This is a genomic window from Flavobacterium sp. EDS (assembly GCF_020991525.1).
In the GTDB taxonomy this organism is placed as follows: Bacteria; Bacteroidota; Bacteroidia; order Flavobacteriales; family Flavobacteriaceae; genus Flavobacterium.
The window spans coordinates 37,309-49,557 of the sequence record NZ_JAJMOZ010000002.1; the positions used below are offsets into that span (position 1 = coordinate 37,309).

Consider the following 12,249-nt stretch of genomic DNA (forward strand, 5'->3'; position numbering starts at 1 on the left):
ACCCATTAAAATTAATAATGGGCTCTTTTATTTAGGATTGTAAGAATATTAATCTGTAGATTCTCTTTCTATAAGATGAGTTTCAATGACTTCAGTTTTGTAGTTTTCCTCTTCCTCTTCTCCTTCTTCGGTTTCTGATTCTAGACGATCTATTAGCATTTTTGCAGCTTTATTCCCCATTTTGTTGCCGCTTTGGCTTACTGTTGTAATAGTTGGAGTTGAATATTTGGAGATGATTCCGTCTGTAAAGGCAATTACAGCTAAATCTTCGGGAACTCGAAGTCCCATTTTACTAGCAGTTTTTATTATAGTAACAGCAAAAAGTTCATTAACTGCAAAGACAGCATCTATTGCTCGGTCTTCTAATAATTGACTAATAATTATTTCGCAAGTATCTACATCTTCGATCTTTATGATAAGGTCTTCGTTAAAAGGAATGTCGTTATCTAGTAGCGCTTTAGTATATCCGTCTGTTCTTAGTTTTCCAACGCTAACATAGTCAACAGTAGTAACTAAGGCTATTTTTTTGCGACCTTTATCGATCAAACTCTGAACTGCTCCATAAGCTGCTGATTTGTCATCGATGATCACTTTGTCGCATAAAATGTCATTGGTAACTCGGTCAAACATAACAACTGGCATTCCTTGATTGATGACCTCGGTTATATGGTGAAAATCTCCTTTAAATTGGGTTTCTTTAGATAAAGACATGATAAAGCCATCGATACTTCCGTTGGCTAGCATTTCCATATTAAGTACTTCTTTATCAAATGAATCATCAGATAAGCATATGATAACACTATAGCCATTTTCGTTGGCTACTTGTTCTACTCCATTAATAACGGTCGAGAAAAAATGATGCACAATTTCGGGAATAATAATACCAATTGTTTTGGTTTTACGATTCTTTAAACTGAGCGCTATATTGTTAGGTTTGTAATTGTAGAATTTGGCAAAAGCCTGAACTTTTAATCGGGTATCTTCTCCGATTTCCAGGCTGTTTCGTAGTGATTTTGATACGGTAGAAATTGATACGTCAAGCTCCTTAGCAATCTGTTTAAGAGTTATTTTGCGTTTCATACTGTTGATATGGAAAAAATTGTTTTGATAATAAAGGTATGATTTATTTTTAAAAATCACAGTATTCTGCCTAAAAACTTATATTATATAGAAAGTTTTCAACACTATCACGTTTTCGTAAACCATTAAAAATTGGTATGTGTCGGGCACGTTAATAAATCCTTAATTTTGAGATTCGAAGTAAAAATAAAAGTTAATAAATAAACCAAAACTCAATTTTAATTTAAACAAAAAGTATGAAAGCAATTTATAAAAAGTTGTTATTTTTATTCTTACTCCTTCCGTTTAGTGTGTTTGCTCAGAGCACATTAGAGGGTGTTGTTTTAGACAAAGCAACAGGGCAACCAATTCCCGGGGTAAACGTAAATGTACAAGGTGGTACCAATGGTACTTCGACAGATTTTGATGGGAAATTTAAGCTAACTAATTTGAAGAGTGGTGATAAAATTACCGCTTCCTTCATAGGCTATGTTAGTTCTACTATCAGTTTTAATGGACAAAAAACAGTGAGTATTTCTTTAGATGAAGATGCAAATCAGCTTAAGGAAGTTGTAGTACAAGTAGGTTATGGTACTGTTAAGAAAAAAGATGCTACAGGATCTGTATCGCAAATTTCTGCAAAAGAATTTAATAAAGGAATTAATGTAACTCCAGAGAGTTTAATTAGTGGTCGTATTTCGGGTGTTAACGTTACAGGAGGTGGTGCTCCAGGAGCTAAAGCGGATATTAGAATTCGTGGAGGATCTTCTTTAACAGCTTCTAATGAGCCTCTGATAGTTTTAGATGGTCTTCCTTTAAGTAATGCCGTTCCTAATGGGGCAACTAGTATTTTATCTACAATAGATCCTAACGATATTGAATCTTTTACTGTATTGAAAGATGCTTCTGCAGCTGCAATTTATGGTTCTAGAGCTGCAAATGGTGTAATTGTTATTACTACTAAAAAAGGTACTAAAGGCGGAGTGAAAGTTAATTTTAGCTCTCAGGTAGGTGTTAATACTGTAGCAAATACAGTTGATGTAATGAATGCAGATCAATTTAGAACTTTGGTAAATGCAAAAGGTACTCCTGCGCAAAAAGCATTATTGGGAACTGCGAATACAAATTGGCAAGATGAAATTTTTCATACTGCTTTAACGGCTAATAATAATATATCTGCAAGTGGTTCATTATTTAATAAATTACCAGTAAGATTATCTGTTGGTAATGTTAATAATCCAGGGATCTTAAGAAACACTTCTTTTGAAAGAACTACGACATCGATATCGTTAAATCCAGTTTTATTCGACAATCATTTAAAAATTGATATCAATGGAAACTTATCTTTTGGTAAAAATAGATTTCAAGACGAAGGAGCAGTTATTGGTGGAGCAATTAGTTTTGATCCTACACAATCAGTTTATCAGGCAGGTTCTCGTTATGGAGGCTATTTCGAATGGTTAGGGCCTAATGAGAATTTGCCATTATTGCCAGCAAGAAATCCTGTTGCTAGATTAAATCAAGAAGAGAAGAGAGCTACTTCTACTAGAAAATGGGGAAATATTAGACTAGACTATAAATTTCATTTCCTTGAAGATTTGAAAGCTATCGTAGAAGCTGGTATTGATAGATTCGATAGTAATGGTTATAATGAACAAAGTACACAAAGTGTTTTAGGTTATCAACCAGAAGCTTTTAGTTCTGGAAAGTGGGTAAATTATGGAAATTATAATAGCTATACTGAGTCTCTTCAAAATAAAAACTTAAACGCCTATTTTAATTATACTAAGAATTTAGGAAAGTTTAAACTTGATGCAACTGCAGGGTATAACTACCAAATGTTTCAAAAAGAAAAATACGAATCAGGAGAGACTAGACAGCCAAATCCTAAAGTCTTAACTGTACTTGATCCAGATGTTAATTTACAATCCTATTTTGGTCGTTTCATTTTAAATTATGATAGCCGTTATTTAATAACATTAAATTATAGAAGAGATGGAACTTCTCGTTTTTCTAAAGAAAACAGATGGGGGAATTTTGGAGGAGCTGCTTTGGCATGGAATGTTACAGAAGAAGATTTCTTGAAAGAAAATGAAACTATTTCAAGTTTAAAATTAAGATTTGGATACGGTACAACTGGTCAACAGGATATCTCAGCTCAATATGATTATTTACGAAGAGTAACACTTGGAACTATTAATTCTCAATATCTTTTTGGAAATACTGTTTACAAAACAGCAAGACCTGAAGGGTATAATCCAGATATTAAATGGGAAGAGTTAACGGAGATGAATTTAGGTGTTGACTACGGTTTCTTTAATGATAAAATTACAGGGTCAATTAACTATTTCGATAAAAAATCAAGTGATTTATTGGCAGAAGTTTTGGTTCCAGATGGGGCGAATATAAGAAACTCAGGAATATATAATGTTGGTAGTGTTAGAACTAAAGGGATTGAGTTTAATATTCAATCAGACATTATTAAAAATGATAACCTAACGTGGAATGTTGCTTTTAATACAACTTATTTAGATCAAAAAATCAGTGATTTAGGCACGACTGTTTCAGGATTTCAAGGGTACCTATCAGGAGATAATATTGCAGGAGGAGGAGGTAACAAAATCCAAATTAATTCAGTAGGATTTGCACCAAATTCATTTTTAGTATTTGAGCAATTATACGATGCTAATAAAAGACCAATTGCTGGGGCATATGTAGATAGAAATGGTGATGGAAAAATAGATGATGGAGATCGTTATAGATATAAAAAACCAACAGCAGATTATACTTTTGGACTTTTCACTACTTTGAATTACAAAAAGTTTGACTTTACAATGAACTGGAGAGCAAGTTTAGGAAACTACATTTTTGACAATGTGAGTTCTAATTTAGGATTTTCTGATGCAGGTTTAAGAAGACAAACAGATTTGTCTAATGTAAGTACAGATTATTTTAATACAGGATTTACATATGAAGATAATGGGACAAGACGTTATTTGTCTGATTACTTTGTAAAAGATGCATCTTTTATAAAACTGGATAATGTTACTGTTGGATATACTTTTGATAAATCAATATTAAAAGCAGCTTCTTTAAGATTTACATTAGGAGTTCAGAATGTTTTTGTTCTTACAAAATATGATGGTCTAGATCCTGAAAAATTTAATGGAATCGATAATAACGTTTATCCAAGAGCCAGAACTTTCTTGTTTGGGGTAAATGCGAATTTCTAAAATTATACTGAAAAATAAAATTTTAAAATAAACAAAATGAAAATATCATTTAAACATATATCTTATTTTTTCCTATTCATTTTAGGAGTAAATATGGCACTGGTTTCGTGTACGAGTGATCTGGATGTTAAGCCACGTGATAAAAATGAATTTTTATCTGAGGATTTCTTTAAAGATCCAACTTCCTACAAACAAGTATTGGCTAAATTATACGCAGGTCTATATGTAGGAGGTAATGACGGAGATGGTAAACCAGATATTGCTGGACTTGGTGGAGATTTTAGTAGCTACCTAAGGTTGCTTTTTGTAACTCAGGAACTTCCAACTGACGAAGCTATTATTGCTTGGGCAGATGGAGATTTACCAACATTGAATACTCAGAATTGGTCACCTGCTAACGAATTTTTATCAGGAATATTTTCAAGAGCATTCTATGAAATTAGTGTTGCAAATGAGTTTTTGAGACAAACTACAGATGATAAATTAACTGCTAGAGGTGTTGATGCTAATTTGAAAGCTGAAATTGTTGCCTTTAGAGCAGAAGCTCGTTTCTTAAGAGCTTTTTCATACTATAATTTAATGGACTTGTTTGGTAATGTACCAATCACGACTGAAGCAGATCCAGTTGGATTATTTTATCCAGTACAAAAAACTAGAGCAGAAGTTTTCGCTTTTGTTGAATCTGAGTTAAAAGATATGGATAAGACTTTAGTTGATTCTAAAGCTAATGAATATGGGAGAATAGATAAGACAGCTGCTAAATTTTTATTGGCACAAATTTATTTGAATTCTAAAGTGTATACAGGAGTAGATAGAAATAATGAAGCAGCAGTATTGTGTAATGAGATTATTAATGGCTCAGCATATACATTTGCGGATGTTCCGTACCGTTATTTGTTCTCAGCAAATAATGACAGAAATGGTGCTGAAAGGGAGTTTATTTTTCCAATTATTGGAGACGGTAACGCTATTAGAGCTACTGGAGGAGGAATGAGTTTTATTATTCATGCTTCTATTGGAGGTAGTATGGTAGCCGCTGATCAAGGAATGGACGGTGGATGGGAAGGAACCAGAGCCCGTAGAGAGTTTGTTAAGCTTTTTCCTGATGTAAATGCTACAGCAGATGAAAGAGGAACATTTTATACAGATGGTCAATCATTAGATATTAGTAATGTAGGAGTTTTTACTGATGGTTATGCCGTTACTAAATTTATTAATGTTAATTCTGATGGTACAAAAGCTCAAAGACCTGATATTCCAGATACAGATTTTCCTATGTTTAGATTGTCAGATGTTTATTTAATGTATGCGGAAGCTACCGTTAGAGGAGCATCTTCAGGGGACATGGTAAAAGCTTTAGATTATGTAAATAAAATTAGAAAGAGAGCAAACGCAAAAGCTATTTCAAATGCTGAGTTAACTCTTGATTTTCTTTTGGATGAAAGAGGAAGAGAGTTGTTTTGGGAATGTCATAGAAGAACTGATTTAATTCGTTTTGGAAAATTTACAGGTGGATCTAAAACTTGGCAATGGAAAGGTGGAACCGAAAATGGTAGTTCAACTGAGTCTTATAGAGATTTAATGCCTATTCCTGCAAGGAATATTCAAGCAAACCCAACATTGAAGCAAAATTTAGGATACTAACACCTTTATAAAACAGTAAAATGAAAAATATATATAAAATTTTAATCGCATTTATTGGTGTATTGGCGGTGTCGTGTAATGCTGATGCTGTAGATAACAGACCAATTGTAGAAGCTGTTACTACACCTGAAATCACTGGTCCTGCAACAGGAAAAGAGTTTGTCTTGGATGCTGATGAAGCTGCAAGTGATGCTGGAAAATTTACTTGGACCGCAGCGGAATATTCGACTACCGTAGTGGTAAGGTACACTTTGTTAATTGATAAAAAAGGTGGTGATTTTAAAGAAGCTAAAACGATTGCAACTACAAACAATATCACAGAAGCTTCAGTGCTTGTTAAGGATTTGAATCAAGCTGTTATTGATCTTGGAGCGCAAACAGAAGTTGCTTCAATGTTTGATGTAAAGATTGCATCTAGTGTTTCAGGAGGAGTTCCTCAAATATCTAAAACATTAATTACGATTAGTGTGACTCCTTATGCAGGAAGAGTGGTTTATAATTTTACAGATTGGTATTTAGTGGGTGATGCAACTGTTTCAGGTTGGGATAATAACAAAGGAAATCAAATTCTATTCAGAAGCGGAACAAACTCTAATGAATATACTTTTACAGGATTTTTTAAAGCAGGTGCATTTAAGACTATTAGTAGTTTAGGTAGTTGGGCTCCAATGTATGGTGGATCAGATGGGGCTTTAGCTTACAGAGGTAAAGATTCAGATCCAGATCCAGCTAGTTTTGTGATTCCAGTTTCAGGTTATTATACCTTTAAAATGGATGTGCAAAAGTTAACCTATGAGTTGGTTGCTTATAATGCTTCTGCTGCTAAGATTTATGATACAGTTGGTATTATTGGAGATAGTACACCAGGTAGTTGGGATTCATCTACACCAATGGTGAAATCTACTTTTAACGGACATATTTGGAGTTTAGGTGTAACTGTATTGAATGATGGTGGACTTAAATTTAGAGCAAATGATAGCTGGGATGTCTCTTGGGGAGGAAAAACTCCTTTCTCTGGAGGAGGAACTGGGGATAACATACCAGTTGCTAAATCTAAATATGTTATTTATTTTAATGATTTAGATGGAAGCTATTTAATGATTCCAAATCAATAGTAATTTTTTATTGAAATTAATGAGGGCTATCTACGGATAGCCCTTTTTTATAAAATTAACCAACCAAACCAACTACATTATGAAAAGAACTATACAATTATTTTTGATTTTATTTTTTGTTGCTGTAGTCAATGCACAACAAATAACAGTATCGCCTGCAGTGTTTCAGGTGAATGAGTCAATAACTATTACGGCTTCATTTGTCTCACCAACTTGTAATGAAATGGGGACGAATCCTGCTAAAGTATATATGCATTCAGGAATTGGTTCAGAAGCAAATCCATGGGCAACAACAAAAGGGAATTGGGGTGCCGATGACGGTGTTGGTTTAATGACTAAAAACCCAAATGGCACATGGAGCATTAGTATTACACCAAGCGTATATTTCGGATTAACAAGTTTGCAACAATCAGAAGCGGCTAAAATGGGAATTGTATTTAGAAATGCTGCGGGTTCTCAAACATTAAAACTTGCTCCATCTTGTTCTGATTTTTTTCTCAATGTAGGAGTTTTTCAGGCAAGTCTGGCTTCTCCTGTAGAAAATAGCAATACTATTATTGCTAGCGGAGGAAGTTTGAATATTAGCGCAACAAATACAAATGGTTTAGCAAGTTATAATCTGAAATCAAATGGAGTGGTGATTAATTCGAATGCTAGTACTTCGAGTTATGTCTTTAATCATGTAAATATTATAGGAAATCAGAGTTATGAATTAAGTATAACCCAAAGCGGAACAACTATTGTTAAAAAATTTACGGCAATAGTTAATCCTGGAGCTGTATCGGCAGCGATGCCAGTGGGATTAGTAGATGGGATAAATTATAATGCTACTGACGTTACAAAAGCAACACTAGTTCTAGATGCTCCGTTAAAAGATTTTGTGTATGTGGCAGGAAGTTTTAATAATTGGACACCTACTAGTTCTTATGCTATGAAAAAAGACCCAACTTCGGGTAAGTTCTGGCTAGAGATAACAGGATTAGTTTCGGGAGAAAATAATACGTATCAATATTGGGTTGTTGCTAATTCGCCAATTGCCAATTCACCATCGTTAGTAAAAACTGCTGATCCTTATTCTACTTTGGTTTTATCTCCTTTTGATGACCCAGGAATTCCATCTACAACTTATCCTAATATGCCTGTTTATCCAGTAGGGCAAGAGCGTGAAGTTACTGTTTTAAAAACAGGGCAAATATCGTATCCTTGGAAAGTAGCAAATTTCGTTAAACCTGAAAAAGAGAAATTAGTAGTTTATGAAGTTTTAGTGCGTGATTTTGATGCAGCCAGAAATTATCAAAGTTTAATAGATAAGATAGATTATTTTAAAAACTTAAAAGTAAATGCTATCGAACTAATGCCTGTTATGGAATTTGAAGGCAATGAAAGCTGGGGGTATAATACTTCCTTTCATATGGCTTTAGATAAGTTTTATGGAACTTCGGATAAGCTTAAAGAGTTTATTGATTTATGTCATCAAAACGGAATTGCGGTTATTTTAGATGTAGCTTTAAATCATGCTTTTGGTCGAAATCCAATGGTAAGAATGTGGATGAATGATCCAGATAAGGATGGCTGGGGTTCGCCATCGACAGATAATCCTTATTTTAATACTGTAGCAAAACATAGTTATAGTGTTGGGGAAGATTTTAATCATCAAAAGGCTTTAACTCAGAATTATGTAAAAAGAGTAATTAAGCATTGGATTGAGGAATATAAAATTGATGGATTTCGTTGGGATTTAACCAAAGGATTTACACAAAATTGTACCGCAGGCGATGAAGCGTGTACAAATAGGTTACAACAAGATAGAGTAGATGTGTTAAAATTATATGCTGATTATTCTTGGGGATTTGATCCTACACATTATACAATTTTTGAACATTTGGGAAGTGATGCTGAAGAAAAAGAATGGGCAAATTATAGAATTACCGATCCTATAAGTAAAGGCGTTATGATGTGGGGTAAAATGACGCAAGCATACAATCAATTATCAATGGGGTATGATTCAGATAGCAATATTTCTAGGATGACAAGCAGTAGTCGTGGGTTTACAGCAAATCGATTAATGGGTTATGCTGAGAGTCATGATGAAGAACGATTGATGTATAAAAACATTCAATATGGTAATAGTAACAATGTAAATCATAATGTAAAGAATTTAAATGTAGGATTGTCTAGGATGTCAGCTATTGGGGCGGTGTCTTTATTGATTCCTGGTCCTAAAATGATATGGCATTTTGGTGATTTGGGTTGGGACGCTTCTATTTTTGCATGTAAAAACGGTGTTGTAAATGATGAGTCGGGAACAATTTCTGGGGATTGTAAGTTAGATACTAAACAGCAACCACAATGGGCAGGAGATTGGTTAGGGAATTCTGGTAGAAGTAAAATATATAACGATTGGGCAAAAATGATTACAATGAAAACTGTTGAACCTGTTTTCTCAGGAACAGTAACAGTTTCTAATACAAATTCATTATCTCCAAATATAAAAATCACAAACAGTACTTTGCCAGCAACCGAGTTAAGAGATGTGTTGATTCTGGCAAATTTTGATGTTACAGATAAAGCTGTAGCAACGGGTTTTCCTTATGCAGGTGTTTGGTATGATTTAATGGATAATACATCGATTAATATTACCAATGTAGCCACGACAATAACAATTCCAGCTGGAGAATTTCGAATTTACGGAAATAAGAGAGCGTTGTTGGCTATAGAAGATTTCGAAAAACCAAACGGGATTACTTTATATCCAAATCCAGTAACTGATTATTTTACTTTGAATGCATCGGTTTCAAAAGTAGCCATTTATTCATTGTCTGGGCAATTGGTAAAGAGTTTTACAGGTAACGGAAATTTGAGTTCAGAATACTCTGTTAGTGAACTAAACTCAGGTTTGTATTTCGTAAAAGCAACAGATGAAAACAATAATACAGAAGTATTGAAGTTCTTGAAAAAATAAATTATTGGTTAGTTAGTGTGAAAAGCTGTCTGTTGTTATAACAGGCAGTTTTTTTGTTTTAATTCAAATAGATGAAATAGAAAAAGAAAGGTTTATTTTCTTTTGTCGTATTCTCCTACCAACGAAAAATATCCAAATGCTCCTAGTCCTAAAACAATTAGCGGAGTGAGAATAAACAGAATTATAATTCCAAAAACGATATCTTCTTGTTTGTCTGATACAAGTTTAGGTAATCCAAATTCGAAAATGCAAAAGTAAGCTGCAGCGATGGATAATATTATCCATAGTATTCCCAATATTCGTTTTAGTAAGTTCATCGTTGAAGGATTATATGTGAGTGTTTTTGCTTTTATTGTCAATGTAGATCATTCCGATAACAAAGCATATCGTAGATATAATGATTGGGTACCAGAGTCCATCAAGGTAAAAATCAGCTTTGCCAACTTCTTTAGAATGGGTTACAAAATAAGTTGATATCGCAGGAAGTAACCCCCCGAAGATTCCATTTCCAACGTGATAGGGTAATGACATGGATGTATATCTGATTTTTGCCGGAAACATTTCAACTAAAAATGCTGCTATAGGGCCGTAAACCATTGTGACAAATAAAACTTGAATAAAAACTAGAAAAATCAAAGTCCATTTATCATTAAAGTTAATAGTAATTAATGTTTGTAATTCTGAATCAGCTTTCCCAGTTTCAGTATGGTTTATTTGTTTTTTAGTGGCAAAGGTGCCGTCAGAATATTCGTTATTAGTAATAACGTAATATTCTTTTTTGTCATTATTTTTTGATTCAGTTTTATATGTTTTAGAAATGCTTTTATTGTTAAGATTTACAGTTTCATACATTTGTTTGTAAATCGGTCTGTAGAGCAAGATGGCAAGTAACATGCCACCCATCATAATATATTTTCTTCCAATTTTATCACTTAGCCATCCAAAAAAGATAAAAAATGGTGTTCCAAGCAATAATGCAATACCGAGTAAGCCATCTACTTGAGAAGATTCGATATTCATTACTGTTTTCATAAAACTCATGGCGTAAAATTGTCCCGTGTACCAAACTACACCTTGTCCCATTGTTGCGCCAAATAAAGCAAGTAAAACAAATTTTAGATTATATCTATTTCCGAAGCTTTCTTTTAGAGGTTTTGTACTTATGCTTCCTTCTTTTTTTGCTTTAGCAAAAACAGGAGACTCGTCCATGTTTTTTCGAATTAAGTAAGAAACACCGACCATTACAATAGATACCCAAAAAGGAACACGCCAGCCCCAAGAATCAAATGATTCTGCTGAAAGAGAATTTTTTGTAATTAATATGACCATTAAAGAAATAAAAAGGCCAATCGTTGCGGTAGTTTGAATCCATGATGTCCAATAGCCACGTTGGCCTACAGGGGCATGTTCAGCTACATAAGTTGCGGCGCCTCCGTATTCCCCACCAAGAGCTAGCCCTTGTAGTAAGCGTAAAATCAAGACTAATATGGGGGCGAAGTAACCAATTGTTTCATAGCTCGGAATACATCCTATTAAAAAAGTAGAGCATCCCATTAATAACAAGGTTGCCATAAAGGTATATTTTCTTCCAATTAAATCCCCGAGGCGTCCAAAGAATAAAGCTCCAAATGGCCTAACAACAAATCCTGCCGCAAAAGTGGCTAAAGTAGCTAAGAAAGATGCTGTCGGATTGTCTAATGGGAAAAATTTAGTAGAGATTACCACAGCTAAACTTCCAAAAATATAAAAATCGTACCACTCAATCATTGTTCCCATGGAGGAGGCTGAAATAACTTTCCAGATTCCTTTTGTAGATGTATTACTCATGTATCCGTATTCTATTGATGTATTGTGTAAAAATCAATATGATTATTATTTTACTAAAATAGAATATAAAAATCGTATTATTTTATATTTTTTTAACAAAAACAAATTGATTTATTATTTCCTGTTTTTTTGTGAGTAATATTAGGAGGTAGAAAGTGAAAGCCGCCTTTTTTAGGGATGGAGCTTAAATGATAGCTTAACTGACTAAGTAAAATGCATAAAGTAGTTTGGAAATCAAGGTGTCGATTGTATTGGTTTTCTTAAAAGCTTACTTATTTATCGTAAACATTGGTAAAACTTGTCTTTCTGAAGAAAGAAGAAGTATGCAAAGGAACTCGTCAATCTTGTGAATAGAGAAAAACCAAAATCGTTGTAAGAAAACAATAAGCTAGGGGATAAAAACACAAAA

The 12,249-nt window shown here is 33.7% G+C and carries 7 protein-coding genes; 4 read left to right on the forward strand and 3 right to left on the reverse strand.

The window, feature by feature from the left end; translation table 11 throughout:
• Window positions 1-48 precede the first annotated feature (48 nt).
• Window positions 49-1,080 carry a LacI family DNA-binding transcriptional regulator gene (locus tag LPB87_RS03250; protein ID WP_129539964.1) on the reverse strand — a complete coding sequence of 344 codons (1,032 nt, stop codon included), beginning with the start codon at window positions 1,078-1,080 and terminating at the stop codon, window positions 49-51.
• Between the two features lie 236 nt (window positions 1,081-1,316).
• Here LPB87_RS03250 and LPB87_RS03255 point away from each other — a divergent pair, with 236 nt between their 5' ends.
• From LPB87_RS03255 to LPB87_RS03270, 4 genes are all read left to right on the forward strand, one after another.
• On the forward strand, window positions 1,317-4,292 hold the full coding sequence (locus LPB87_RS03255) for a TonB-dependent receptor (RefSeq protein ID WP_230604944.1): 2,976 nt from the start codon (window positions 1,317-1,319) through the stop codon (window positions 4,290-4,292).
• Between the two features lie 36 nt (window positions 4,293-4,328).
• Complete coding sequence (locus tag LPB87_RS03260; protein WP_129539963.1) at window positions 4,329-5,936, forward strand: RagB/SusD family nutrient uptake outer membrane protein; 1,608 nt, start codon at window positions 4,329-4,331, stop codon at window positions 5,934-5,936.
• 20 nt (window positions 5,937-5,956) lie between these two features.
• Entirely contained in the window at window positions 5,957-7,051 is a 1,095-nt protein-coding gene (locus LPB87_RS03265; protein ID WP_129539962.1) for a SusE domain-containing protein, read from the forward strand.
• Window positions 7,052-7,130: 79 nt separating this feature from the next.
• Window positions 7,131-10,013 (forward strand): alpha-amylase family glycosyl hydrolase, encoded by a 2,883-nt coding sequence (locus LPB87_RS03270; protein ID WP_230604945.1) that lies wholly within the window; start codon window positions 7,131-7,133, stop codon window positions 10,011-10,013.
• A gap of 92 nt (window positions 10,014-10,105) precedes the next feature.
• Here the strand turns inward: LPB87_RS03270 and LPB87_RS03275 are convergent, their stop codons facing one another.
• A complete protein-coding gene (locus LPB87_RS03275) occupies window positions 10,106-10,330 on the reverse strand; it encodes a DUF6814 family protein (protein ID WP_129539960.1) in 225 nt (74 codons plus the stop codon).
• Between the two features lie 10 nt (window positions 10,331-10,340).
• Entirely contained in the window at window positions 10,341-11,840 is a 1,500-nt protein-coding gene (locus LPB87_RS03280; RefSeq protein ID WP_230604946.1) for an MFS transporter, read from the reverse strand.
• Between the last annotated feature and the right edge of the window lie 409 nt (window positions 11,841-12,249).

What these genes read in the sequence shown, in the direction of transcription:
- LPB87_RS03260 (WP_129539963.1), top strand. Translation starts at nt 4,329, where the DNA reads ATGAAAATATCATTTAAACATATATCTTATTTTTTCCTATTCATTTTA.
- LPB87_RS03265 (WP_129539962.1), top strand. Translation starts at nt 5,957, where the DNA reads ATGAAAAATATATATAAAATTTTAATCGCATTTATTGGTGTATTGGCG.
- LPB87_RS03280 (WP_230604946.1), bottom strand. Translation starts at nt 11,840, where the DNA reads ATGAGTAATACATCTACAAAAGGAATCTGGAAAGTTATTTCAGCCTCC.
- LPB87_RS03270 (WP_230604945.1), top strand. Translation starts at nt 7,131, where the DNA reads ATGAAAAGAACTATACAATTATTTTTGATTTTATTTTTTGTTGCTGTA.
- LPB87_RS03250 (WP_129539964.1), bottom strand. Translation starts at nt 1,080, where the DNA reads ATGAAACGCAAAATAACTCTTAAACAGATTGCTAAGGAGCTTGACGTA.
- LPB87_RS03255 (WP_230604944.1), top strand. Translation starts at nt 1,317, where the DNA reads ATGAAAGCAATTTATAAAAAGTTGTTATTTTTATTCTTACTCCTTCCG.
- LPB87_RS03275 (WP_129539960.1), bottom strand. Translation starts at nt 10,330, where the DNA reads ATGAACTTACTAAAACGAATATTGGGAATACTATGGATAATATTATCC.